Origin of the sequence: Streptomyces griseoviridis (genome assembly GCF_005222485.1) — a bacterium.
GTDB lineage: Bacteria > Actinomycetota > Actinomycetes > Streptomycetales > Streptomycetaceae > Streptomyces > Streptomyces hintoniae.
In genome coordinates this window covers 2,701,106-2,725,906 of record NZ_CP029078.1, presented here as the reverse complement: position 1 = coordinate 2,725,906, position 24,801 = coordinate 2,701,106, and the positions used below count along the sequence as shown (strand labels likewise).

Genomic DNA, 24,801 nt, shown 5'->3' with positions numbered 1-24,801 from the left:
CAGCCGCAGGGCGCCCGGTCACGCCTCGCCCGGGTAGCGCACCCCGATCCGCTCCCGGATCGTGTCCAGCGTGCGCATCACCGCGAGGGTGCCGTCCAGCGGCACCAGCGGCGACTCCCGCTCCCCGGCCCGCAGGGCGCGCATCACCTCGGACGCCTCGTGGCGCAGCGTGTCGCGCGGCCCGTCGGCGGGGTCGGCGGTGAACTCCTCGGGGTCGCGGCCGTCGCGGTGCACCACGAACCGCTCGGGGAAGAAGAAGCCGTCGGGGACGTCGATCCGGCCCGCCGAGCCGGTGATCGACGCGGCGACCGGCGTCCCGCCGGTCAGCGAGCAGTGCAGCGTGGCGAGCGCGCCGCTGTCGAAGGACAGCACCGTGCCCGTCTGGAGGTCGACGCCCTCATCGGACAGCACCGCCCGCGCCACCACCTCCGACGGCTCCCCGAGCAGCAACTGCGCGAACGACACCGGGTACACCCCGAGATCCAGCAGCGCGCCACCGCCCTGCGCCGGGTCGCGCAGCCGGTGCGACGGCGGGAAGGGACCCGCGAGACCGAAGTCCGCCTGCACCGTGCGCACCTCGCCGATCGCGCCGTCGTCGACCAGCGCCTTCAGCCGCCGCACCAGCGGATGGCAGTACATCCACATGGCCTCCATCAGGAAGCTGCCGCGCCCGCGCGCCAGCGCGACCAGCTCCTCGGCCTCCCGCGCGTTCAGCGTGAACGCCTTCTCGCACAGCACGTTGCGCCCGGCCTCCAGGCAGAGACCGGCGGCGGCCCGGTGCGCCGAGTGCGGGGTGGCGACGTAGACGACGTCGACGTCGTCGTCCGCGGCGAGCGAGGCCCAGTCGCCGTACGCCCGGGGGATGCCGAACCGCTCGGCGAACCCCTTCGCCGACGCCTCGGTGCGCGACGCGACCGCCACCACCTCCGCGTCCGGCAGGTCCACCAGCGCTCCCGTGAACGCGGCGGCGATCCCACCCGTCGCGAGGATCCCCCACCGCACGTTCTGAGCCGTCATCCCTGCTCCCACCCCTCGCTCATGTGACCCTCGGCACTGTGTACGAGCTGAGAGCATAGGTGGCGCAGCACTCGCAGAGGGAGGGGCACATGCCCGACCAGGGGGCATCCATGCAGGACCGGAACGGGACGACGGTCCCGGCCACCACCGCTCAGACCACGGACGCCGCCGGCGTCCCCGGCCTCGACCCGACGACGGCACTGCCCGCGGCCCGCCGGGCGGGACTCCTCGTCACGCTCATCCTCGGCGGCCTCACCGCCACACCCCCGCTGGCGATGGACATGTACCTCCCGTCGCTGCCGCAGGTCACCCGCGTCCTCGACGCGCCCGCCGCCACCGTCCAGCTCACCCTGACCGCCTGTCTGCTCGGCATGGCCCTCGGGCAACTGGTGGTCGGCCCGATGAGCGACCGCTGGGGCCGCCGCCGCCCGCTGCTCGCCGGGCTCGCCGTCTACGTCGTCGCCACCGCGCTCTGCGCCGTCGCGCCCACCGTCGAACTCCTCGTCACCTTCCGTCTCGTCCAGGGCCTCGCGGGCGCGGCCGGGATAGTCATCGCCCGTGCCGTGGTCCGCGACCTGTACGACGGCATGGAGATGGCCCGCTTCTTCTCCACCCTGATGCTGATCTCGGGCGTCGCCCCGATCGTCGCCCCGCTGATCGGCGGGCAGATCCTCCGGGTGACCGACTGGCGGGGCGTCTTCGTCGTCCTCACCGTCGTCGGCGTCCTGCTCGCGGTGGTCGTCCTGACCAGGCTCCCGGAGACCCTCCCGGCCGCCGACCGGCACGCAGGCGGGGTCGCGGACGCGCTGCGCGCGATGCGCGGGCTCCTCGCCGACCTGCCGTTCACCGGCTTCATGCTGGCGGGCGGCTTCACCTTCGCCGCGCTGTTCGCGTACGTCGCCGCGTCCCCGTTCGTCATCCAGGAGATCTACGGCGCCTCCCCGCAGACCTTCAGCCTGCTCTTCGGCGTCAACTCCGTCGGCCTGGTCCTGGTGGGCCAGCTCAACGGCAAGGTGCTGGTCGGCCGGGCCCGCCTCGACCGGGTCTTCGGCGTCGGCCTGCTCGTCGTCATCGCCGCCGCGGCCGCCCTGCTCCTCATGACCACCGGCGTCTTCGGCGCGGCGGGCCTCTTCCCCGTCTCCGCCGCGCTGTTCGTCCTGATGTCCGCGATGGGCGTCACCCTGCCCAACGCCCAGGCCCTCGCCCTGATGCGGACCCGGCAGGCCGCCGGTTCCGCCTCCGCCCTGCTCGGCACGTCGTCGTTCCTCATCGGCGCGGTCGCCTCCCCGCTCGTCGGCATCGCGGGCGAGCACACCGCGGTCCCGATGGCCGTCGTCCAACTGGTGGCCGCACTGGTGGCACTGGCCTTCTTCGTGGGAATGTGCCGTCCCTGGAACAAACGTACGGCTGTGGAGGGAGCGGGGAGCTGAGCGCACCGAGACTGCGGGGCGACACGGCGGAGCGGGCGGGACTCGATCCCGGGGAGCTGCGCCTGCTCGTCGAGGAGGTCCACGACCTCACCGTCGGCGAACGCCCCTGGGCCGCGGCCACCGTCGTGGTGGCCGGGCGCGGCCCGGTGATCGCCGTGGAGCGGGCGGCGGGCTGGGCCGTCCGCTACTCCGGCTACGACCCGGACACCGACAACGGTGTCGAACTCCCGCACCGGGCCCGGGTCCCGGCGACCATCGCGACCCCCTTCGACCTGGCGTCCCTCACCAAACTGTTCACGGCCGTCGCCGCCGTCCAGCAACTCGAACGGGGGACCCTGGGCATCGACGCCCGGGTCGGCGACTACCTGCCCGACTTCCGGGCCGCCGCCCGGCACGGCACCACCGTCCGCGAACTGCTCACCCACACCTCGGGGCTGCGCCCCGAACTCCCGCTCCACGCCTGCCCCGACGACGAGGCACGCCTCGCCCTGCTGCGCGCCGAGGCCCCGGTCACCGCGCCTGGCACCCACACCTACTCCGACCTCAACCTGCTGCTCCTCCAGCACGTCCTGGAACGCGTCACGGGCCGCCCCCTCGACGTCCTGATCCGCGACGGCATCACCCGGCCGCTCGGCATGGCCTCCACCCACTTCGGGCCCTGCCCGGGAGCGGCGGCCACCGAGGACCAGCGGCTGCCGTGGGCGAAGGCGCACCGGGGCATGCTGCGGGGCGTCGTGCACGACGAGAACGCCTGGTCGCTCGGGGGCGTGGCGGGCCACGCCGGACTCTTCGGCACCGCCCGCGACCTCGCGGTCTTCTGCCGGGCCCTGCTGGCGGGCGGCTCCTACGGCCCGGCCCGCATCCTCGGCCCCGACTTCGTCGAACTCCTCCTCACCGCACCCGGCCTCGGCTTCGCCGTCGACCAGCCCTGGTTCATGGGCGAGCTGGCGGGCGGCGGCGCGGCCGGCCACACCGGCTTCACCGGCACGTCCCTGGTCCTCGACCCGGCGACGGACACCTTCCTCGTCCTGCTGGCGAACACGGTCCACCCCCGCCGCCGCCCCCCGGACAACGCCCCGAGGGCCCAGGCGGCGACCCGCCTGGCACGGGCGGTGCGCGGGGCGTGACGAACGGGGCCCGCGCGGCCGGGGCCCCGAGGCGGCGGGCCGGGTCAGGAATGCCCGGCCTCGGACGGGGGCCGCGCGGCCAGGGCTCCGATGTGGCCGGTCCGACCGCGAAAGTCCGACCAGGGACGGGGTCCGTGCGGCCCGGTCCCACCAGGCGCGGGGCGTCGGCGGCTCGGGCCGGACCGGGTCGTGCCGGGGCGTGCCGGGTCGGGTCGGGTCCGGCCGTGCCGGGCCGGGCCGCCGGGGCGTGGGGCCCTTGCCGCGGTGGGTCCCGGGCGGGGAAGCCGGCCTCGGACGGGGGCCGCACGGCCGGCCCGGTCAGGAAAGCCCGGCCTCGGACGGGGTCGCACGGCCGGCCCGGTCAGGAAAGTCCGACCTCGGACGGCGTTCGCGCGGCCAGGGCTCCGACGTGGCCGGTCCGACCGCGAAAGTCCGACCAGGGACGGGGTCCGCGCGGCCGGGCCCCACAAGGCGCGGGGCGCCGGCGGCTCGGGGCGTGCCGGGGCGTGCCGGGTCGGGTCGGGTCCGGCCGTGCCGGGCCGGGTCGCCGGGGCGTGGGGCCCTTGCCGCGGCGGGTCCCGGGCGGGGAAGCCGGCCTCGGACGGGGGCTGCACGGTCGGCCCGATCAGGAATGCCCGACCACGGACGGGAGCCGCGAGGCCGGCCCGGTCAGGAAAGCCCGACCTCGGACGGCGTTCGCGCGGCCAGGGCTCGGACGTGGCCGGCCCGACCGCGAAAGTCCGACCTCGGACGGCGTTCGCGCGGCCAGGGCTCGGACGTGGCCGGTCCGACCGCGAAAGTCCGACCACGGACGGCGTTCGCGCGGCCAGGGCTCCGACGTGGCCGGCCCGACCGCGGAAGCCCGACCAGGGACGGGGTCCGCGCGGCCGGGCCCCACAAGGCGCGGGGGCGCCGGCGGCTCGGGTCGGACCGGACCGGGCCGGGTCGGGCCGTGCCGTGCCGGGCCATGCCAGGCCCGGTCCGGCCGTGCCGGGTCGGGCCGCCGGGGCGTAAGGCCCTTGCCGTGGTGGGTCCCGGGCGGGGAAGCCGTCGTTCGGGCCGCTCTAGAATCGGACGGTGAACGACGCCGCCCCGGCCGAGACCCTCCGCCGCACCCTCGCCGACGTCCTGGACGGCCTCCCGCCCCGCCAGGCCGCCCAGGCGGTCGACCGCCTGATCGCCACCTACCGCGGCGCGACCCCCACCGACGCCCCCATCCTGCGCGACCGCGCCGATGTGGCGGCCTACGCGGCCTACCGGATGCCGGCCACCTTCGAAGCCGTCAGGGCCGCGCTCGCCGCGTTCGCCGACACCGTCCCCGGCTGGGCGCCCGAGCGCCACACCGACCTCGGCGGCGGCACCGGCGCCGCCACCTGGGCCGCCGCCGCCACCTGGGACGGCGCCCGCGAGGTGACCGTCCTCGACTGGGCCGAACCCGCCCTCGCCCTCGGCCGCGAACTCGCCGCCGCCCACCCCGCCCTGCGGAACACCCGCTGGCAGCGCGCCAGGCTCGGCGCGGCGCTCACCCTCGACGCCACCGACCTGATCACCGTCTCCTACGTCCTGAACGAACTGACCGGGGCCGACCGCGCCGCCCTCGTCGACGCCGCGGCCGCCGCCGCGCGGGCCGTCGTGATCGTGGAGGCCGGCACCCCCGACGGCTACGCCCGCGTCATCGAGGCCCGCGCCCGCCTGCTCGACGCCGGGTTCCGGATCGCCGCGCCCTGCCCGCACGGCGACACCTGCCCGATCGTGCCCGGCGAGGACTGGTGCCACTTCTCCGCCCGGGTCAGCCGCTCCTCCCTGCACCGACAGGTCAAGGGCGGCTCCCTCGCCTACGAGGACGAGAAGTTCAGCTACGTCGCCGCCACCCGGCTGCCCGCCGGACCGGCCCCCGCCCGCGTCGTCCGCAAGCCGCAGATCCGCAAGGGCCAGGTGCTCCTCGACCTGTGCGAGACGGAGCCCGCGCTGCGCCGCGTCACCGTCACCAAGCGCCACGGCGACCTCTACAAGGCGGCAAGGGACGCGGCCTGGGGCGACGCCTGGCCCCCGGCCCACGCCGAGGAGCCGTAGCCGCCCCGGTCGGCGCTACCGTCGTCCCATGGTCAAGAAGCCCGCCCCCAGCACCACCCGCCGCAGCGAGAAGTCCCGTCGCGCCATCTACGACGCCGCCCTCGCCCTCGTCGCGGAGGTCGGCTACCCGAGGACCACGATCGAGGGAATCGCGGCCCGCGCGGGCGTCGGCAAGCAGACCATCTACCGCTGGTGGTCGTCGAAGGCGGACGTCCTCCTCGAAGCCTTCCTCGACCTCAGCGCCAGGACCGCGGGGGACACCGGCGAGGAGCCGCACGCCATCCCCGACACCGGCGACCTCGCCGCCGACATCAAGGCCGTGCTGCGGGCCACCGTCGACCAGTTGAAGGACCCCAGGTTCGAGATCCCGTCCCGGGCGCTGGCCGCCGAGGGCGTCGTCAACGAACAGGTCGGCCGCGAGTACATGACCACCCTGATGGAACCGGCGATCCGGCTCTACGTCGACCGGCTGCGCGCCGCGCAGGACGCCGGGCAGCTCCGCGCCGACATCGACCCGCGCATCGCCCTGGAGTTCTTCATCGCGCCGCTCGCCCAGCGCTGGCTCCAGTACACCGGCCCGATCACCTACGCCTACACGGACACCCTCGTCGACTACGCGCTCGGCGGTCTTGCCCCCCGTACCCCGGATGTCCCTTCTGGCACCCCGGAGCGCGGACCGGTGGGACCATAGGGCATGCTGTTGCGCACCACAGCGAGGTGAGGGGTAGATGACCGGGGAGAACACGGCGAACGACGGCCGAGGCGGACGTCAGGGCAGGCTCTCCCAGTGGCTGCGCGGACGCCGCCCGAAAGAGGCCGCGGACCCGGCGGGCCGTGAGGCCCTGCTGCTGGCCGCCGCCGGAGCGGGACTGCCGCTCGCGCCCGCCGCCCACCCGGCCGCCGGCTACCGCTGCTCCTGCGACCGCGTCGGCTGCCCCACCCCCGCGAGGCACCCGGTGTCGTTCGCCTGGCAGACGCAGTCCACCACCGACCGCGGCCAGATCGAACGCTGGGCCCGCCACCAGCCGCAGGCCAACTTCATCACCGCGACCGGCATGGTCCACGACGTCCTCGACGTCCCCCTCGCGGCCGGCCAGGAAGCCCTCGAACGCCTCCTCGACGCCGGTATCGACGTCGGCCCGGTCGCCGTGAGCGACGACGGCAGGCTCCTCTTCTTCACCCTCACCCGCGGCACCCCCGACGACGAGGACGAGTGGTGGCCGTGCGAGCTGGACTGCCACCCCGAGACGATGGACGAGCACCCCGGGCTGCGCTGGCACTGCCGAGGCTCCTACGTCCTGGTGCCGCCCGCCCGCCTTCCGGGCGACGACGGCCGGAGCGTGCACTGGGTACGCGGCCCCGAACACCCGCTGCCCGACCCGCTGAGCCTCCTGGAGGTCCTCACCGACGTCGGCACCCGGCACGCGGACCGCGAGGACGCGGGCCAGGCCGGCGCGAACTGGCCGTCCCGGCACTGACACGGCGGGCACGGCACCGCACCCGACGGCCACCGCGGGCCGCGTCCGCTCAGCCGCCCTGCGCCGACGTCAGCCCTTCGAGCCGGGAGACGATGGTCACGTCGGAGTCGGCCGCGCCGCGCGCCGGGTCCACCGCCACCCCGTTCGACATGAACTCCATCGTCAGCGACTGCCGCACCTCACCGGTGGTCAGCGCCTTCACGCTCGCGTTCGGCGCGGGGATCGACGTGCCCGCGAACGCCGTCTGCTTCTCGTAGCGCCGGGTGGTGAAGAAGACCAGCGCGCCACCGTCCACCGTGCGCAGCGCCAGCGGGGCGTAGGCGTCGCCGGACATCGGCTCGTCGATGTACTGGGTGGCGAGACCCGGCCGCTTCGCCGTCTTCGCGCGCTGCGCACGCCAGCCGCTGGTGTGCGCGCCGGCCGTGAACCCCGCGCCGCCTTCCTTCAGGTAGGTGGCGTACCGCTTGCTCAACTCGTCGGGCACCACGGCCAGTTCGGTGGAGTTCGCGGGCACCGCCTCGGCCCAGCCGTCGGCGTTCTTGCGCACCTCGGGCAGCGCGTCGGGCGCCACCAGCGTCAGATAGGCCACCTGCCAGGTCTCGTCCAGACCGTCCCGGGTGAACAGCATCAGCCAGTGCAGGGCGCCGCCCTTGTTGCCCTGCGCCTCCACCATGAACCAGCGCGGCCAGCCGGCCTTCTCGGGAATGGTGTAGACGGCGTCGCTGAACTCCAGGGGCGTGTGCGCGGAGTTGCCGCCCGGACTGTTCGTGTGGCCCGCCTTCAGCCGGGCCGCGTCGATGTCCCCGAGGGCACCCGTCACATGGTCGGCGTCCAGCGAACTGTCGTACGCGGCATCCGCCTTGTTGTACGCGGCCGTGAACTCCCGCAGCGCGACGGCGGCTTCGGCGCGGGTGGTGGCGGGGAGCACCTCGCGCTCCCCGTGGACCACCACGCAGCCGCTCGCCGTCAGCGACAAAGCGGTCACCGAGGCCGCCAACAGGACGCGCCGGTCAAGCCTGCGGGGCCTTCGAGGGCCGAGATCCCTGCTCATCAGGTGACGTCACCTTCCCCTTCCCGGAGGCGAACCCTACCGGGGAGAGGAACAGGGCGAGCGTCGGGACCAGGTACAGCAGCCACACCGTGACCTGGAGGACGGTCGGGTCCGGCTGGAAGTTGAGGACGCCCTTCAGGAGGGTGCCGTACCAGCTGTCCGGCGGGATCGTGTCGCTGATGTCGAAGGCCAGATCCGTCAGGCCGGGCAGCCAGCCCGCCTCCTGGAGGTCGTGGAAGCCGTAGGCGAGGACGCCCGCCGCGACGACCACCAGCATGCCGCCGGTCCAGGTGAAGAACTTCGCCAGGTTGATGCGGAGCGCGCCGCGGTAGAACAGCCAGCCGAGCAGTACCGCCGTGGCCAGGCCGAGCGCCACGCCGATCAGCGGGCGCGGGGTGCCGTCGCCCGCCGCGTGCACCGACGCCCACACGAACAGGGCCGTCTCGAGACCCTCCCGGCCCACCGCGAGGAACGCGGTCGCGACCAGCGCGCCGGTGCCCATCGCGAGGGCCGCGTCGAGCCGGCCGTGCAGTTCGGAGCGGAGGTGCCGGGCGGTGCGCCGCATCCAGAACACCATCCACGTCACCAGGCCCACCGCGACGACGGACAGCGAGCCGCCGAGCGCCTCCTGCGCCTGGAACGTCAGCTCCTGGGAGCCGAATTCGAGGGCGCAGCCGAAGCCCATCGCGATCAGCACCGCGACGGCGATACCGGTCCACACCGGCCGCAGGGCGTCCCTGCGGCCCGTCTTGACCAGGTAGGCGACCAGGATGCAGACGACGAGACTGGCCTCCAGGCCCTCCCGCAGACCGATCAGATAGTTCGAGAACACGGTCACGTCTCCTTGGTGAACAGCGTGCGGCCCCACCAGTCGTCCGCGTCCCGGACCCCGGGCGGGACGGCGAAGACCGCCGAACCGACGTGCTGGATGTACTCGTTGAGCGCGTCCTTGGCCGCCAGGGCGCGTTGCAGCGGCACGAACCCCTCGCGGATGTCGCGCTGGTAGGCGAGGAAGAACAGGCCCGCGTCCAGGCGGCCGAGGCCGTCGGTGCCGTCGGTGAAGGAGTAGCCCCGGCGCAGGATGGTGATCCCGTGGTTGGAGTCGGGGTGCGCGAGGCGGACGTGCGCGTCCGGTTTCATCGCCTTGAGGAACGGCGGGTCGTGCTCCTTGGCCTTGCCGACCGCCGCGCCTTCGCCCTTGTCGCGGCCGAAGACGTCCTCCTGCTCCTGGAGCGAGGCCCGGTCCCAGGTCTCGATGTTCATGCGGATGCGGCGGGCGACGAGGTACGAGCCGCCGGTCATCCAGCCGGGCCCGTCGCCCTCGCCGACCCACACGAACTTCTCCAGCCGCCCGGTCTCGGTGCCCGCGATGTTGCGGGTGCCGTCCTTGAACCCCATGAGGTTGCGCGGGGTCTGGGCGTCGGGGGTGGTCGACGACGTCTTCCCGAAGCCCAGTTGGGACCAGCGGACGGCGACCGTGCCGAAGCCGATGCGGGCCAGGTTGCGGATGGCGTGCACGGCGACCTGCGGGTCGTCGGCGCAGGCCTGCACGCACAGGTCGCCGCCGGTGCGGGAGGCGTCCAGGTTGTCGCCCGGGAACCGCGGCAGGTCGACGAGCGCGGCGGGCCTGCGGTCGCGCAGACCGAACTCCTCGAAGAGCGACGGCCCGAAACCGATCGTCAGGGTCAGCCGGGAGGCGTGCAGCCCCAGGGCCTCGCCGGTGTCGTCGGGCGGCGCCTCGGCGAGCCCGCCGTGGGCGCCGTCACCGACGGGCAGGCCCGCCGTCATCCGGCGGGCCGCGGCCGTCCACTCCTTGAGCAGCCGCACGAACGCGGCCCGGTCGTCGGTCCGCACGTCGAACGCGGCGAAGTGCAGCCGGTCCTGGACCGCGGTGGCGATGCCCGCCTGGTGGGCGCCGTGGAAGTCCACGGCGGAGCCCGCCGCCCCGCTGTCGCCGCCGGTGCTCGCGAGGGCCGCCGCCGCGCCGCCCGCGGCGGCGGCGCCGAGCGCGAGCCCGGCCCCGCCCCAGCCGATCAGCGCCCGGCGCGAGGGCCGGACCCCGTCGGTCCTGTCGTCGGTCCTGCCCTGGTTCGCGGTGTTCGCGGTGTTCTGGGGGTTCGCGGTGTTCTCGGTGTTCTCGGCCATCGCGCGGGCTACTTCACGACGGCGGCGGCCAGCTTGGAGAGCGGCTCCGCCAGCGCGTTGACCGCGTCCGACAGACCCTTGCGCTGCTCCTTGGTCACCTTGTCGTAGGACCTGTAGCCGTTCTGCGCCTTGTCCGCCGGGCTGTCCGAGCGGTAGGTGTCGAGCAGCGCGTCCAACGCGGCGAACTGCTTGTCGAGTTCGGCGGTGAGGGCCGCGTCGTTCTTCGCCGCGACCGGCTTCAGCAGCTCGTACGCCTTCTGCGCGCCCTCGACGTTGGCGCGGAAGTCGCTGAGGTCGGTGTGCGAGTAGCGGTCCTCCTCGCCGGTGACCTTGCCGGTGGCGACCTCGTCGAGGAGTTCCTTGGCGCCGTTGGCCATCGAGGTCGGGGTGATCTCGGCCTTGCCGACCCGCCGCTGCCAGTCCTTGAGGTCGGTGACGAGGTCGGTGGCGAGCGTCTTCTGCTCGGCGCCGATCTTCTTGTCCTGCCACAGCGCCTTCTCCAGCGCGTGCCAGCCGGTCCACTTCTGGCCCTTCTCCAGGCCGTCGGCGCGGGTGTCGGTCTTCGGGTCGATGTCACCGAAGGACTCGGCGATCGGCTCGGTGCGCTCCCAGCCGACGCGGGAGGGGGCGAAGGCGTTCTTGGCGGCTTCGAGGTCGCCCGCGGTGACGGCGTTCGCGAACGTCTCCACGGCGGGGATCGTCGCGTCGGCCTGCTCCTGCGCGTACTCGCGGTAGGCGGCGACCGCCTTGTCCAGCTCGGGGTCGCGGGCGGCGACCTTGCCGCCGCCGGTGACCGTGAGCTTCTGGCGGACGCCGAGGCCCTTCATGCCGGGCCGGCAGGCGATCTCGTACGAGCCGGCCTTCACCTCGGCGGTCAGCGTGTACTTGGTGCCGGGGCCGATGTTCTCCTTCTCGGAGACGATCCGGTCGTCGGGGAAGAGGATCTCCACCTCGGTCGCCCGGGAACCCGTGTTCGCTATCTTCAGCGTGACCTGACCCGCGGGCACCGAGGTGGTGGAGGTCTCGCACTTCGTGTCGGCCGCGGTCACCTGGATCACGCCGTCGCCGTCGGCCTTGCTCTTCTCCGTGCAGCCGGTGACCGCGGTCAGGGCCGCGGCGGTCGCGGCGGCGGTCACGAACGAGGCTCTGACGGCTCGCATGCAGGCTCCAAAGGGGCGACGGGGATGGCGAAGAATCGCCTGTCCGGGCTCACACGGGGTTGGTGAGGCTCGCCTAACTTATCCAAGCCTCACCCGGGTGATACCCACGCATGCGGTGATTCAGCTCTCATGTGTGACGGACGGGCACGAGCTGATCACGGTGGCTCAAAATACTCGTCAAATCGAAGTCAAAGGAAACTCAAAGGTTCCGCTGAGGGGTGATCAGGAGCGCGGCCGTGCGCGGGTGCGGGAACACCTCGACCGGCTGGTCGTAGACCCGCGACAGCAGCGGCGCGGAGAACACCTCGGCGGGCGGCCCGTCCGCCGCGACCCGGCCCGCCGCCAGGACCGCCACCCGGTGCGCGTACGCGGCGGCCAGCCCCAGATCGTGCAGGACGACGACCACCGCGTCCCCCGCGCGGGCCCGCTCCCGGCACAGCCGCAGCACCAGCTCCTGGTGCTTCAGGTCCAGCGCGGCCGTCGGCTCGTCGAGCAGCAGCAGCGGCGCCCGCTGGGCGAGCACCCGGGCCAGCGCCACCCTGGCCCGCTCGCCGCCGCTCAGCGCGGAGAAGGGCCGGGCCGCGAACGCGGTCACCTCGGTCGCGGCCATCGCCCCGGCCACCGCCGACTCGTCCTCGGCGGGGGAGGCGGCGTGCGGGGCGCGGCCCATCCGCACCACGTCCTCGACCGTGAACGGGAACGACAGCGCCGCCGCCTGCGGCAACACCGCCCGCCGCAGGGCGAGTTCGGGCGCGGACCACTCGCAGACCGGACGGCCGTGCACGCGCACCACGCCGGAGGCGACCGGGACATCGGCCGCCAGCGCGCCCAACAGGGTCGATTTCCCGGCGCCGTTGGGCCCGACCAGGGCGAGCACCTCGCCGGCCCTGACGGTGACATGGACGTCGTCGAGAACCGGCCGCCCGCCTAGCAGGACCCGCACCGCCTCGGCCTCGGCGACCGTGCCGCCGGGCGCGACGGGGGAGGGGGGCACGGGACGGTGACGCAGGAGCCGCATACGAGTCGTCCTCGGTGTCGGAGGTGAGGGGGGTGACGTGGGCGTCCGGGGCGTGGGTGCCGCCGCCGCTTTCTCGGCCGTCATGCCCAACCCCCCTGCCTGCGCCGCGTCCTGCGCAGCAGCCAGAAGAAGAACGGGCTGCCCAGCAGCGCGGTCAGGACACCCAGCGGGAGTTCCGCCGGGGCGGCCACGGTACGGGCCGTCAGATCGGCGGCCAGCAGCACCAGCGCGCCGAGCAGCGCGCTGGCCGGCACCAGGAAGCGGTGCCCGGGGCCCGCCGCCATCCGCAGCAGATGCGGGACGACCAGGCCGACGAAGCTGATGATGCCGGAGACGCTCACCGCGGCCGCCGTCAGCAGGGCGATCACCAGGACCAGCACGATCCGCAGCCGCTCCACGTCCACGCCCAGGTGCCTGGCCGGGCGTTCGCCGAGCGCGAGGAGGTCGAGCCTGCGGGAGTACAGGGGCGCGACGGCCAGGCCGACGGCCGCGCACGGCAGCACCGCGAGCACCTTCGGCCAGGTGGCCGCCGAGAGCGAGCCCAACTGCCAGAAGGTGATCTGGTTCACGGCCGCGGTGTCCGCGAAGAAGAGGAAGAGGCCGATCAGGGCGCCGCCGAAGGCGTTCACCGCGATGCCGGTCAGGATCAGGGTCACCACCTCGGTGCGGCCCCCCGACCGGGACATCGTGTAGACGAGGAGCGCGGTGGCGAGCCCGGAGACGAACGCGAACAGCGTGACCGTCCAGTTCCCGAGGAAGGTCAGGCCGAACGCGATCGCCCCGACCGCGCCCACCGCCGCCCCGGACGAGACGCCGATCACGCCCGGTTCGGCGAGCGGGTTGCCGAAGACACCCTGCATCAGCGCGCCGGCGCAGCCCAGGGAGGCGCCGACGAGCAGCGCGAGCACGATCCTCGGGAACCGCACGTTCCACAGCACCGACTCGGCGACCCGGTCGAGCCCGGTGCCGCCGAGCCCGATCCGGTGCTGCACGGAGGCGAGGACGTCGGTGACCGGCACCGGGTAGGCGCCCATCGACGCGGCGACCGGGACCAGCGCGAGCAGCGCGAGGAGCAGCCCCGCGGTGAGCAGCCGGGTGGTGGAGCGCCGGCGTTCCCCGGGGGCGGCCGGCTCGGACCCGGCCTTCGTGGGTGTGTCGAGCACGGTCACTTCGCGCCGTCCTCGCGGTAGAGCTGCGTCACGACGGACGTCAGCACCTGGTCGGTGCGCGGTCCGTAGTTGAGGAGCACCCCGTCCTCGACGGAGACGATCCGCCGGTCCATGCCGGCCGGGGTCTCGGCCACGCCGGGGATCTTCAGCAGGCCGTCGACGCCGCCGACCGACTCGAGTCCCTTGGTCATCACGAGGATCGCGTCGGGCGCGGCCTTCACCAGGGCCTCGCTGGTGATGGCGGTGAAGTCCTTCGTCAGCCCGGACTCGGTGCCCGCGTCGATCCCGCCGGCCGCCTCGATGAGGGAGCCCGCCCCCGACCCCTTGCCGCCGATCAGATAGACGGAGGCGGAGCCGCGCAGATAGAGGAAGGCGACCCGCGGTCTCGTCCGCTGGTCGGGAACCGCCGTGCGCGCGGCGGCGATCCGGGTCTCGGACCGCTCGGTGAGCCGTGCGCCCGCGGCCGGTACGCCGAGGGCGTCGGCGACCGCGCCGATGCGCCGGCCGACGTCGTCGAGGCCCTGGGCGGCGGGGACGACCAGGACCGGGACGCCCGCGGCGCGGATCTGGTCGACGGCCTCGTCCGGGCCCGTGGTGGTCTCGGCCAGCACCAGGTCGGGTCCGAGGGAGAGCACGCTCTCGGCGGAGACGTCGTGGCCGCGGGTCACCACGGGCAGTTCCGACGCCTGTTGGAAGGTGGCGGTGACGTCCCGGGCGACGACCCGGTCGCCGAGGCCGAGCGTGAACACGATCTCGCTGAGGCTGCCGGAGAGCGGCACGACGCGGTCGGCCCTCTCGACGGTCACCTTCCTGCCGTCGGCCGAGCGAGTGGTCACGGGGAGGGCGGGGCGGGCGGTGCCGGTCAGCGGCTCGACCCGGTTCGCGGACGCCGTGGAGGCGGTCGGCGCGGCGGACTTCGCGTCCGCGGGACCGCCGCAGGCGGTCGCGGTCAGGGTGAGGGCGAGCACGGACACCAGTGCTCCCGCCAGTCGTGTGCGCAAGCGTCGCACTGTCTGGTCCGTTCCTTTCTGTCGGCCACTGCCGGTATGGCTCCGGCAAAGCTTAGGTTAGCCTTACCTTCGCTCGCTACCGGCTGTCGTATCCGGAGGACCTTCCATGCCCGCGCGCCTACGTGCCCTGGTGACCGTGCTCTGCGCGGCCGTCCTCGGCGCCCTCCTCCCCGCGACCGCGGCGCACGCCGCGAGCCGCACCGTGCAGGGCGGCCGGCTCGACTGGGGCATCAAGTCGTCCTTCCAGACCTACGTCACCGGCCCGATAGCCAAGGGGAGTTACTCCCTCACCGGCGGCGCGGCCACCGTCGGCGGCGGCGGCTTCAGGTTCCACTCGGCGAGCGGCGCCTACGACGGCGCGGCGGGCTCCTTCCGGGCCGGCTTCTCGGGCGGCGTCCACTTCCTCGGCCACCGCACCGACTCCGGCGCCTACCAGCTCGACCTCACCCTCAGCCGCCCCACGGTGAGCGTCGCCGGATCGTCCGGCACCCTCTTCGTGGACGTCGTCAGCAAGGCGAAGGAGACCGGGGCGGTCACGACGTCCCGTCAGGTCCCGTTCGCCACGCTGTCGCTCGGCGGGATCGACATGCGGGGCGACGGCGACGAGGTCGTCCTCACCAACCTCCCCGCCACCCTCACCGCGCAGGGCGCCCGCTCCTTCGCCGGGTACTACACGGCGGGCACCGCGCTCGACCCGGTGAGCCTGTCGGCGGACGTCGAGCCGGCCGCGGTCCCGAAGGCGTCGAGCACCCCGAAGCCGTCCATGTCGCCCGCGAAGAAGGAGACTTCGGACGGCACCCTGAAGAACGGCGCTGTCGACTGGGGCGTGCGCCGCACCTTCCGCGAGTACGTCACCGGCGACATCGCGCGGGGCCGCTGGACGCTGTCCGCCGGTGCCCAGGACGGCGGAGCCCTCTTCCGCTTCCCGAAGGGCGAGGGCACCTTCACCGGCGGCGACCTGAAGGCGTCGTTCGCCGGAGCCGTCGCCTTCACCGGCGAGAGGGGCCTCGACCTGAGACTGAGCGGCGTCCGGGCGGTCGTCGAGGACGGCGAGGGCACCCTCTACGCCGACGTCACCAGCCCCGACCTGACCGCGAAGAAGGTCCCGCTCGTCACCTTCGCGGCGAAGGGCCTGAAGGCGAAGGGCGGCCTCGCGAAGGTCACCGAGGCGCCCGCGAAGCTCACCGCCGAGGGCGCGGCGGCCTTCGGCGGCATGTACCGGGCGGGCACCGCGATGGACCCGGTGTCGCTGGCGGTGGCCCTCACCGCCGACGCGGCCCTGCCCGCCCTGCCCGACCTGGGCAGCACCCCCACGCCCAGCGCGTCGCCCGCCCCCTCGTCCTCGCCGTCGGCCCGGAAGGACGCGGCGCAGCCCGTCGCGAGCGGCACCGGAGGCGACGGCGGCTTCCCCGCCCTGCCCGTCGGTCTCGCGGCCGGCGCGCTGCTGCTGGCCGGCGCGGCCTACACGGTCGTCCGCAGCCGCCGCACCCGCGTCGCCGTCGAGACCGCCCCGGCCCCGGCGCCCGCCCAGGCGCCCACCCCGGCCGCCCCTCAGGACCAGGCCACCGCCCCCGCGAAGGAGAACGGCCCCGGCACGGGCCCCGGTTCCGGACCGCGGGGCTGATCCCCCCACTCACTTCACCGCACCCGCCGGACGGCGGACCACCTTGAGGAGAACCCCCGACATGCCCGTCAGACGACGACGTTCCACCGCTCTCGCCGCCGCCGTGGCCACCGCCGCCGCGCTCGGCGCCACCGCGCTCGCCACGGCCGGCGCGACCACCGCGTCCGCCGCCGAAGTGCCGCTCAGCGGCTACGAGTTGACGTGGGGCATCAAGCAGTCCTACCGCACCTATGTGGCGACCTACGCCCAGGGCAGCTTCACCCCGTCGGCCGGTGCGACCCAGGCCGCGGGCAACGGCGCGTTCACCTTCGTGGACGGCGCGGGCAGCTACGACTCCACCGGACACACCCTGGCCCTCGCCTTCAAGGGCGGCCTGAGGATCGAGTCGAAGGCGCACGGCTTCGAGATCGAGCTGTCGGACGTCAGGTTCGACAGCAAGGACGCCGAGATCACCGCCGACGTCACCCGCGACGGCACGACCACGGACGACGTCCCGCTCGCCACTGTCACCGTCACCCGGGACATGAAGGAGATGGCGACCACCCTCACCAAGGAGGCCGCGGACGTCTTCGGCAGCGCGAGCTACGCCGACGCGGCCGGCGACCCGCTGACCGTCGTCCAGACGACGCCCCCGACCTCCGAGCCGCCCGCCTCCCCCTCCCCTTCGGTCACCGAGGAGCCCTCCTCGTCGCCGAGCCCGACCGCCCCCGAGCCGTCCGCCTCGCCGACCGGCTCCCCGACCGCCTCCGCCTCGCCCACCGGCAGCGGTTCGCCGAGCACCGGCGCGAGCCCCTCGGCGACCGCCACCGAGCCCGCCACCAAGGGCGACATCGTCGACGGCCGGCTCGGCTGGGGCGTGAAGGAGTCCTTCCGCGGCTACGTCGTCGGCAGCGTGGCCAACGGGCGGATCACCGCGTCGGGCGGCGCCACCCAGGCCACCGGCAACGGCGCCTTCACCTTCGTCAAGGCGACCGGCGGCTACGACACCGACGCCGGCAGCCTCTCGGCCGCCTTCGAGGGCGCCGTGAACTTCAAGGGCCATGAGACGAACGGCGCGTACGCCCTCGACCTGACCCTCAGCGACCTGAACGTCAGCCTCGACGGCGGCAGGGGCGAGCTGACCGCGGACGTCACCAGCCTCGGCAAGAAGACCGAGGACGTCGTCCTCGCCGACCTCAAGGCCGGCTCCGCCGACCTGACCGCCGAGGGCGACGTCATCACCGTCGACGACGTCACCGCGACCCTCACCGAGGCCGGCGCCAAGGCCTTCAGCGGCTACTACCAGGCGGGCGCCGAACTCGACCCGCTCGGCCTGTCGGTGGCCCTGAGCGACGACGCCGACCTCCCGGACGGCGGCGGCTCGGGCTCGGCCGGCGGCTCGGGCTCGGCCGGCGGCTCGGGCTCCACCGGGGGCTCGGGCACCACGGGCGGCGGCACCGGCGGCACCGGCTCCGTCTCCGGCGGGACCACGGGATCCACCACGGGCGGCATCACCGGCGGCCTCGCCGCCACCGGCTCCGACGTCCCGGTGGCCGCGCTCGGCACGGCCGCCGCGGTGGCCGTCGCGGCGGGCGCGGGCGTGGTCCTCGCGGTGCGCCGCCGCCGTACGGCGCAGTAGCACGACGCAGGCGCGCGGGGCGGGAGCGGACGACGCTCCCGCCCCGCATCCGTGATGTTTAAATGCCCGCGTGAGCGACTACGACGTACTGCGTGTCTTCTGCGGCCCGAAGGGCGGATACGGCAATGAGCTGGGCGTGATCCGTGAGGGCTCCGTCCTGCCCGACCGCGCCGACCGCCAGGAACTCGCGGCCGAACTCGGCTTCAGCGAGACGGTGTTCGTGGACGACCCCGAGCGCGGAGTCATCGACATCTACACGCCCACCCTGCGGCTGCCGTTCGCGGGCCACCCCTGCGTCGGCACCGCCTGGCTGCTCGACGTGCCCGAACTGGTCACGCCCGCGGGGGTGGTGGGGGCCCGGCTCGACGGCGAGTTCAGCTGGATCGAGGCCCGCGCCGAGTGGGCACCGCCGCGCACCCTGCGCCAGTACGCCACGGCCGCCGAGGTGGACGCCCTGCGGGTGCCGCCGCCCGGCGAGTGGATCTACGCCTGGGCGTGGGAGGACGAGGCCGCGGGACGCGTCCGCGCCCGTGCCTTCCCCGGCCGTGGCGACGGCATCGACGAGGACGAGGCGACGGGCGCGGCGGCGATCCTGCTCACGGACCGGCTCGGACGGGCGCTCAACATCACGCAGGGTGCGGGCTCCCAGCTCCTGACGGCCCCGCAGCCGGGCGGCTGGGTGGAGGTGGGAGGCAGGGTCCGACTGGAGCGGTAGGGCCCGCAGAGGTCGGGGGCGGGGGCGGGGGAAGGTGAGGGGGAGGGTGAGAGGGGAGGCCGTGGGCGCCGCTCTCACGCGGAGAGGCGGAACTCCTCGCCCAGGGCCGTGAAGACCCCGCTGTTCAGCGCGAACGCCTTCTTGCACTCGGCCACGATCCGCTGCTTCTCCAGGTCGTCGGCCCGTACCGCGTCCAGCAGTTCGCGGTAGCCGCGCTTGAACGCCGCCGGGTTGTCGATGCCGTCGAAGACGTAGAAGCGCACGCCGTCGCCCTTGCGCTCGAAGCCCCAGGTCCTCTCCGCCTTGTCGCGGATGATCTGGCCGCCGGAGAGGTCGCCGAGGTAGCGGGTGTAGTGGTGCGCGATGTAGCCGGCGGGCCACTGCTCGGCGCACTCCCGCACCCGGTCGGCGTAGGCGCGGGTGGCGGGCAGGGCGGACAGGCCGCCGCGCCAGTCGGGGCCGCGCAGATGGGCCAGGTCGTGTTCGAGGGCGGCCTGGCGGAACAGCTCCGGTCTGATGAAGGGGCCGGCCACCGGGTCGGACGCCAGCCGCTCGGCGCCCGCTTCCAGCGCCTGGTACACGAACCACAGCTGCTCGGTGTAGCGCGCGTACGCGTCGACGCCGAGCCTGCCGCCGAGCAGGTCGCTCATGAACGTCGAGGTCTCCGCCTCCACGTGCTGTTCGTGGGACGCGGTACGGATGACTGTCGAGAAGGACTCCATGGGACGAATCATCTAAGGTAAGCCTTACCTAAGTCAATGCTTTTCCCGACGTCCTGTCGGTAAAAGCGTACAAGAAAAGACCCGCCTCCAGCAGGGGGCGGGTCCTCCCGGTCGGCGGCGACCGCTACGGCAGCGTCAGGACCTCGGCGCCGGCGTCCGTCACCACCAGCGTGTGCTCGAACTGCGCGGTGCGCCTGCGGTCCTTGGTGACGACCGTCCAGCCGTCGTCCCACATGTCGTACTCGTGGGTGCCGAGGGTCAGCATCGGCTCGATCGTGAAGGTCATCCCCGGCTGGATGACCGTCGTCGCGTGCGGGCTGTCGTAGTGCGGGACGATCAGACCCGAGTGGAACGACGAGTTGATGCCGTGCCCGGTGAAGTCCCGCACCACGCCGTACCCGAACCGCTTGGCGTACGACTCGATGACCCGGCCGATGATGTTGATCTGCCGGCCGGGCCTGACCGCCTTGATCGCCCGGTCCAGGGACTCCCTGGTCCGCTCCACCAGCAGCCGGCTCTCCTCGTCGACGTCGCCCACCAGGTACGTCGCGTTGTTGTCGCCGTGCACCCCGCCGATGTACGCCGTCACGTCCAGGTTGACGATGTCGCCGTCGCGCAGCACCGTCGAGTCCGGGATGCCGTGGCAGATCACCTCGTTGACCGACGTGCACAGCGACTTGGGGAAACCCCGGTACCCCAGCGTCGACGGATAGGCGCCGTGGTCGCACATGTACGTGTGCGCCACCTCGTCCAGCGCGTCCGTGGTGACGCCCGGCGCGATCAGCTTCGCCGCCTCCGCCATCGCGCGGGCGGCGATCGTCCCGGCCCTGCGCATCGCCTCGACGGTCTCCGGGGTCTGCACCTCCGGACCGGTGTACGGGGTCGGCGCGGGCTTGCCGACGTACTCGGGACGGCGGATGTTCCCGGGCACCTGACGGGTGGGAGAGAGCTCCCCTGGTGCGAGCAGCGACTGGCCAGACATGTCAGGGAGTCTAACCAGCGGGCTCGGGGGAACATGGGGGTGGCGAGAGGAGCAGATCATGGCGCTGTTCAAGAAGCGGACCGTCGGCAAACCGGGCGAGTGGTACTACTGCCTGGAACACCGGAAGGTCGAGGAGGGGCCCGAGTGCCCCGCCAAGGACCGCTTCGGTCCTTACGCCTCCCGGCAGGAGGCGCAGCACGCGATGGAGACCGCCAGGGAGCGGAACCTCGAGTGGGAGAACGACCCCAAGTGGCACGACGCCCAGGCCACGGGCGGTGACGACGACCGGACCTGACGGGGACGGCCGCACCCGGCGCGCGCCGGGTGCGGGGGCGGTTCGCCTCAGCCCTGCGGCCCGACCGTCTCCGCCTTCGCTTCCGCCCCTGGCTGGGCCGGGGGCGGGGCCGCGGCGGCGGCGCGCTTGTCGCGCATCCGCACCGCGTGCTCGTTGGTCCTGACGTCGTAGCGCATCAGCTGCGGCAGGCAGAGCGCCAGCAGCCCGACCGCGCCCGCGCACAGCAGCCCGCCCGACCAGACCGAGGCGCGCACGCCGTAGAGCGCGGCGAGACCGCCCGAGCGGACCTGGCCGACCGTCGGCCCCACCGAGTACGACAGCAGTTCGATCCCGGCGAGCCGCCCGCGCAGCTCGTCCGGGATCGTCTGGTTCCACATGGCGCCCCGGAAGATCCCGCTGACCATGTCGCAGCCGCCGGCCACGGCGAGGAACAGCAGCACCAGCCAGACGTTGCCGACCACGCCCGCCGCCGCGATGGCCAGACCCCACAGCGCCGCCGAGAGCACCACCATCCGGCCGTGCCGGTCGACCCGCGAGGTCCAGCCGCTGGTCAGGCTCACCACCAGGGAACCGGCGGGAAGGGCCGCGTACATCAGGCCGAGCGACCAGTCGGCGTCCAGCTCGTCGGCGAGGAACGGCAGCACCGCGAGCGGCATCGCCAGGAACATCGCGGCGAGGTCGACGGCGTAGGTCCCCAGCAGCTCCTTGCGGTTCCACGCGTACCTGGCGCCCTCGGCGATGGCCCGCAGCGACGGCTTCACGGCCTCGTGGGAGGCGGGGGCGGCGGCGATCCTGACGACCATCAGGACGGAGAGGAAGAACGTCAGCAGATCCACGCCGTACGCCCAGCCGAGCCCCGCGTACGCCACCACCACACCGGCGAGCGCCGGGCCCGCGACCCCGCCGACGGTCCAGCGCAGCGAGTTCAGCGCGGCGGCGGCCGGCAGGTGCTCGTGCGCCACCAGCCGCGGGAACAGCGAGTCGAGCGCCGGGCGCTGCACCGAGACCAGCGCGGAGGAGAGCGCGGCGACGACGTACAGCGGCCACACGACGGGGTGCGGCAGCAGCGAGTTGACCAGCAGCGCCACACTCAGCAGCCCCTGCCCCGCCTCCGTCCAGACGATCAGCTTCCGCTTGTCCATGGCGTCGGCGAGGGCCCCGCCGTACAGCCCGAACACGATCAGCGGCACCAGCTCCACGGCCCCGATCGCGCCGACCGCCGCCGCCGAACCGGTCAGCTCCTTGATCTGCACGGGCAGCGCGACGAACGTCAGGAAGCTGCCGAACGTCGAGATCGCCCCGGAGATCCACAGCCGCCGGAAGTCGACGGAGGCCCGCCACGGCGTGAGATCGGGCAGCAGGGCGCGCAGACGGGAGGAGGGGGCGTCATCGGTCACAACAGATCATGATCAGCCGGACCGGCCGCGGCGGGCAAACACTTTTCTACCAGCGGGCCGGGGGCGGTGACGTCAGCTGGTCGGCGAGGCGGGAGAGCCGGTCGCGGAATCCGCGCCGGCCGCGCGGCGCGGGCAGCGGCTGCTCGCCGACCGCCGCGCTCACCAGGTGCTGCACGGTGTCCAGATCCAGTTCGGCGCCCTCGGGCACCGCCAGCGCCTCGTGCGCCATCGACGCCAGGTCCCCGTCCCCTTGACCCTCGCCTGGGCCCAGCGCGAGCACCGTCGCCCCGGCCCGCCGCGCGTCGTGCACCCGCTCCAGGAGCGGCACCCCGGGGCCGCCCGCCGACACCACGAGCAGCGTCTCCCCGCGCCTGGCCGCCGCCAGTCGCCCGAGCCCCACCGCGAGATGCGCCGGGTCCGCCGCCCGCGCCCCGTGCCGCACCAGCGTCGGCGCCAGCTCGGGCGTCCCCGACCAGGCGGCCTCGTCCACCAGATGGGCCGCCAGATGCCACGGCTCGTACCGCGGTGTCCCGACGAGCAGCAGCCCGCCGCCGTGCGAGACCACCGACCCGCGCAGCGCCCCCGCGAATCTCCGGGTGGCCCCCAACCACTTGGTCCCGGCGAGCACTTCACGCAGCAGCGCGACCCGTACGGCGTCCATGTCCGGGCATCCTGCCCCAACCACCGCCCCCGCACCGGCCGTTCGCCGCCGATTCCCCCATGTCGGTGACACCGCCGGTGGCCGGCGCCCGGTGTCCGCCGTCCGCCCGTGACGCGCCTCACCTGGCGGACGGCCGCGCACCGCCCCGACGTGCCCGGACGTACAGTCGGCCCATGACCTCTAGCGACAGTGCACAGACCCCCGCGAAGGCCCCCGCCAAGGACCCCTGGGACCTGCCCGACGTCTCCGGGCTCGTCGTCGGGGTGCTCGGCGGGACAGGCCCGCAGGGCAAGGGACTCGCCTACCGGCTCGCCCTGGCCGGACAGCGGGTGATCATCGGCTCCCGGGCCGCCGACCGCGCGCGGGCCGCCGCCGACGAACTCGGCCACGGGGTCGAGGGCGCCGACAACGCCGAGACCGCCAGGCGCAGCGACGTCGTGATCGTCGCGGTGCCCTGGGAGGGCCACGGCAAGACCCTCGAATCGCTGCGCGAGGAACTGGCCGGCAAGCTCGTCGTCGACTGCGTCAACCCGCTCGGCTTCGACAAGAAGGGCGCCTACGCGCTCAAGCCGGAGGAGGGCAGCGCCGCCGAGCAGGCCGCCGCCCTGCTCCCCGGCTCCCGGGTCGCCGCCGCCTTCCACCATCTGTCGGCCGTGCTGCTCCAGGACCCGGAGATCGCCGAGATCGACACCGACGTCATGGTGCTCGGCGAGGAGCGCGCCGACGTCGAGATCGTGCAGGCCCTGGCCGGCCGGATCGCCGGGATGCGGGGTGTCTTCGCGGGCCGGCTGCGCAACGCCCACCAGGTGGAGTCGCTGGTCGCCAACCTGATCTCGGTGAACCGCCGCTACAAGGCGCACGCGGGGCTCCGCGTCACCGACGTCTGAGCCGATGGGGGACACTGGTGGCCCGCCAGCAGTGTCCCCCGACAGGAGCCGACCGCCATGCCCCGCCTCGCCCTCTGCACCCTCGTCCTGTGCGTGCTCGCCGTGGCCGCCGCGGTCGTCTCGTTCGTCCAGGGCAGCTGGCTCGGCGTCGTGTGGGTGCTGCTGGCCGGTCTGACCAGCAACATGTGCTGGTACTACGTCAAGCGCGACAAGGTCCGCCGGTCCGTCACGGGGTGACCTGGCAGTACGCGTTCGACCCCTGCCAGAACTGGTACAGCGCCCGCCCGCAGTAGGTGTCCAGCTCGTGGATGCCGAGGCCGCCGAGGACCGCGTCGACGACGTCGAAGAAGACCGTGTTGACCGCGGGCACCCACAGCAGCGCGAACACGAACAGCAGACCGAACGGCGCGAACGGCTCCACCTGGCGCTTGACCTGGTACGAGAGCCACGGCTCCAGCACCCCGTAGCCGTCCAGCCCCGGCACCGGCAGGAAGTTCAGGATCGCCGCCGTGACCTGGAGCAGCGCGAGGAACGCCAGCGCGAACCGGAAGTCCGCGGGGACACCGGACAGCGCGTCCAGCCAGAACGGGGCCGTGCACACGGCCGCGAACAGGACGTTCGTCAGCGGGCCCGCAGCCGAGACCAGACTGTGCCGCCAGCGCCCCCTGATCCGGCCGCGCTCGATGAAGACGGCGCCGCCTGGCAGACCGATGCCCCCCATGATCACGAACAGCACCGGCAGGACGATGCTCAGCAGCGCGTGCGTGTACTTCAGCGGGTTCAGCGTGAGGTACCCCTTGGCGCCGACCGTGATGTCCCCGCTGTGCAGGGCGGTGCGGGCGTGGGCGTACTCGTGCAGACAGAGCGAGACGATCCAGGCCGCCGTCACGAACAGGAACACGGCCACGCCGGGCTGCTCGGCGAACCCCGTCCAGGTGGCCCAGCCCGTGACCGCCGTGACGGCCAGAATGCCGAGGAAGACGGGGCTGACCCGCCGCTCGCCGCGGCGGGTGGTGGCGGTGGTCATGGAACTCCTCGGCTCGCGTACACACGGTGGGATGCCCGACCGTACCGGTCCCGGAGGAAAAACGTCTCGCGACGAGAATCCCCTTCCTGAAGGCTGACCTGGACCACTCCGCCCAGGGGCGCGGGGAACCGCGCGCCGAGCCCCCGCGGTCCCGCACCCGCCCGACAACCGAACGCCGCCCCCGCCCGACAACCG

General features: G+C 73.8%; 24 protein-coding genes. 11 read left to right on the top strand and 13 right to left on the bottom strand.

The annotated features are described in order from the left end of the window. Positions 1-18: 18 nt before the first annotated feature. Positions 19-1,017 carry a Gfo/Idh/MocA family protein gene (locus DDJ31_RS11150; RefSeq protein WP_127180425.1) on the bottom strand — a complete coding sequence of 333 codons (999 nt, stop codon included), beginning with the start codon at positions 1,015-1,017 and terminating at the stop codon, positions 19-21. A gap of 89 nt (positions 1,018-1,106) precedes the next feature. On the opposite strand from DDJ31_RS11150, the gene DDJ31_RS11145 reads away from it, so the two are divergent. From DDJ31_RS11145 to DDJ31_RS11125, 5 genes are all read left to right on the top strand, one after another. Next, complete coding sequence (locus tag DDJ31_RS11145) at positions 1,107-2,447, top strand: multidrug effflux MFS transporter (protein ID WP_127180426.1); 1,341 nt, start codon at positions 1,107-1,109, stop codon at positions 2,445-2,447. Further along, positions 2,399-3,574 (top strand): serine hydrolase domain-containing protein, encoded by a 1,176-nt coding sequence (locus tag DDJ31_RS11140; protein ID WP_127180427.1) that lies wholly within the window; start codon positions 2,399-2,401, stop codon positions 3,572-3,574. Before DDJ31_RS11145 ends, DDJ31_RS11140 begins: the two co-directional genes overlap by 49 nt. 1,077 nt (positions 3,575-4,651) lie before the next feature. Then, positions 4,652-5,647: a small ribosomal subunit Rsm22 family protein gene (locus tag DDJ31_RS11135; RefSeq protein WP_127180428.1), complete on the top strand. Its 996-nt coding sequence runs from the start codon at positions 4,652-4,654 to the stop codon at positions 5,645-5,647. Positions 5,648-5,675: 28 nt separating this feature from the next. After that, positions 5,676-6,338: a TetR/AcrR family transcriptional regulator gene (locus DDJ31_RS11130; RefSeq protein ID WP_127180429.1), complete on the top strand. Its 663-nt coding sequence runs from the start codon at positions 5,676-5,678 to the stop codon at positions 6,336-6,338. A 37-nt stretch (positions 6,339-6,375) separates the two neighbouring features. Then, on the top strand, positions 6,376-7,125 hold the full coding sequence (locus tag DDJ31_RS11125) for a bifunctional DNA primase/polymerase (protein ID WP_127180430.1): 750 nt from the start codon (positions 6,376-6,378) through the stop codon (positions 7,123-7,125). 49 nt (positions 7,126-7,174) lie between these two features. Here DDJ31_RS11125 and DDJ31_RS11120 read toward each other — a convergent pair whose 3' ends face one another. From DDJ31_RS11120 to DDJ31_RS11090, 7 genes are all read right to left on the bottom strand, one after another. Then, on the bottom strand, positions 7,175-8,176 hold the full coding sequence (locus DDJ31_RS11120; RefSeq protein ID WP_127180431.1) for a hypothetical protein: 1,002 nt from the start codon (positions 8,174-8,176) through the stop codon (positions 7,175-7,177). Further along, on the bottom strand, positions 8,136-9,008 hold the full coding sequence (efeU, locus tag DDJ31_RS11115) for an iron uptake transporter permease EfeU (protein ID WP_127182857.1): 873 nt from the start codon (positions 9,006-9,008) through the stop codon (positions 8,136-8,138). The genes DDJ31_RS11120 and efeU overlap by 41 nt, the downstream gene beginning before the upstream one ends. A gap of 2 nt (positions 9,009-9,010) precedes the next feature. Further along, the gene (gene efeB, locus DDJ31_RS11110; RefSeq protein ID WP_127180432.1) at positions 9,011-10,321 is read right to left on the bottom strand and encodes an iron uptake transporter deferrochelatase/peroxidase subunit; all 1,311 of its coding nucleotides are present in this window, start codon (positions 10,319-10,321) and stop codon (positions 9,011-9,013) included. Between the two features lie 8 nt (positions 10,322-10,329). Then, positions 10,330-11,481: an iron uptake system protein EfeO gene (efeO, locus tag DDJ31_RS11105; protein ID WP_127180433.1), complete on the bottom strand. Its 1,152-nt coding sequence runs from the start codon at positions 11,479-11,481 to the stop codon at positions 10,330-10,332. A 199-nt stretch (positions 11,482-11,680) separates the two neighbouring features. Next, a complete protein-coding gene (locus tag DDJ31_RS11100; RefSeq protein WP_127180434.1) occupies positions 11,681-12,499 on the bottom strand; it encodes a heme ABC transporter ATP-binding protein in 819 nt (272 codons plus the stop codon). Positions 12,500-12,579: 80 nt separating this feature from the next. Then, positions 12,580-13,668 (bottom strand): FecCD family ABC transporter permease, encoded by a 1,089-nt coding sequence (locus tag DDJ31_RS11095; protein ID WP_127180435.1) that lies wholly within the window; start codon positions 13,666-13,668, stop codon positions 12,580-12,582. Beyond that, positions 13,665-14,678: a heme/hemin ABC transporter substrate-binding protein gene (locus tag DDJ31_RS11090; protein WP_127180436.1), complete on the bottom strand. Its 1,014-nt coding sequence runs from the start codon at positions 14,676-14,678 to the stop codon at positions 13,665-13,667. Before DDJ31_RS11090 ends, DDJ31_RS11095 begins: the two co-directional genes overlap by 4 nt. A 106-nt stretch (positions 14,679-14,784) precedes the next feature. Between DDJ31_RS11090 and DDJ31_RS11085 the strand changes: the two genes are divergently transcribed. The 3 genes from DDJ31_RS11085 (at position 14,785) to DDJ31_RS11075 (ending at position 18,635) form a co-directional block, all read left to right on the top strand. Continuing rightward, positions 14,785-16,302, top strand: a complete 1,518-nt coding sequence (locus tag DDJ31_RS11085) for an HtaA domain-containing protein (RefSeq protein ID WP_127180437.1) — start codon at positions 14,785-14,787, stop codon at positions 16,300-16,302. A gap of 61 nt (positions 16,303-16,363) precedes the next feature. Beyond that, a complete protein-coding gene (locus tag DDJ31_RS11080; RefSeq protein ID WP_127180438.1) occupies positions 16,364-17,920 on the top strand; it encodes an HtaA domain-containing protein in 1,557 nt (518 codons plus the stop codon). A 70-nt stretch (positions 17,921-17,990) separates the two neighbouring features. Next, on the top strand, positions 17,991-18,635 hold the full coding sequence (locus DDJ31_RS11075) for a PhzF family phenazine biosynthesis protein (protein ID WP_127180439.1): 645 nt from the start codon (positions 17,991-17,993) through the stop codon (positions 18,633-18,635). A 74-nt stretch (positions 18,636-18,709) separates the two neighbouring features. Here the strand turns inward: DDJ31_RS11075 and DDJ31_RS11070 are convergent, their stop codons facing one another. Continuing rightward, on the bottom strand, positions 18,710-19,357 hold the full coding sequence (locus tag DDJ31_RS11070; RefSeq protein ID WP_127180440.1) for a heme oxygenase (biliverdin-producing): 648 nt from the start codon (positions 19,355-19,357) through the stop codon (positions 18,710-18,712). Positions 19,358-19,481: 124 nt separating this feature from the next. Beyond that, positions 19,482-20,339: a type I methionyl aminopeptidase gene (gene map, locus DDJ31_RS11065; protein WP_127180441.1), complete on the bottom strand. Its 858-nt coding sequence runs from the start codon at positions 20,337-20,339 to the stop codon at positions 19,482-19,484. A gap of 58 nt (positions 20,340-20,397) precedes the next feature. On the opposite strand from map, the gene DDJ31_RS11060 reads away from it, so the two are divergent. Beyond that, positions 20,398-20,634, top strand: coding sequence for a hypothetical protein (locus tag DDJ31_RS11060; RefSeq protein ID WP_171480806.1), 237 nt, complete (start codon positions 20,398-20,400; stop codon positions 20,632-20,634). 47 nt (positions 20,635-20,681) lie between these two features. On the opposite strand, the gene DDJ31_RS11055 is transcribed toward DDJ31_RS11060, so the two are convergent. Both DDJ31_RS11055 and DDJ31_RS11050 read right to left on the bottom strand, forming a co-directional pair. Further along, positions 20,682-22,031 carry an MFS transporter gene (locus DDJ31_RS11055; protein WP_127180442.1) on the bottom strand — a complete coding sequence of 450 codons (1,350 nt, stop codon included), beginning with the start codon at positions 22,029-22,031 and terminating at the stop codon, positions 20,682-20,684. A 46-nt stretch (positions 22,032-22,077) separates the two neighbouring features. Next, positions 22,078-22,692: a hypothetical protein gene (locus tag DDJ31_RS11050; RefSeq protein ID WP_127180443.1), complete on the bottom strand. Its 615-nt coding sequence runs from the start codon at positions 22,690-22,692 to the stop codon at positions 22,078-22,080. A gap of 173 nt (positions 22,693-22,865) precedes the next feature. Between DDJ31_RS11050 and npdG the strand changes: the two genes are divergently transcribed. Both npdG and DDJ31_RS11040 read left to right on the top strand, forming a co-directional pair. Next, on the top strand, positions 22,866-23,579 hold the full coding sequence (gene npdG, locus DDJ31_RS11045) for an NADPH-dependent F420 reductase (RefSeq protein WP_127180444.1): 714 nt from the start codon (positions 22,866-22,868) through the stop codon (positions 23,577-23,579). A gap of 57 nt (positions 23,580-23,636) precedes the next feature. Then, complete coding sequence (locus tag DDJ31_RS11040) at positions 23,637-23,816, top strand: hypothetical protein (protein WP_127180445.1); 180 nt, start codon at positions 23,637-23,639, stop codon at positions 23,814-23,816. On the opposite strand, the gene DDJ31_RS11035 is transcribed toward DDJ31_RS11040, so the two are convergent. Then, entirely contained in the window at positions 23,806-24,606 is an 801-nt protein-coding gene (locus DDJ31_RS11035) for a site-2 protease family protein (RefSeq protein WP_127180446.1), read from the bottom strand. The two genes, DDJ31_RS11040 and DDJ31_RS11035, sit on opposite strands and share 11 nt — an antisense overlap. Between the last annotated feature and the right edge of the window lie 195 nt (positions 24,607-24,801).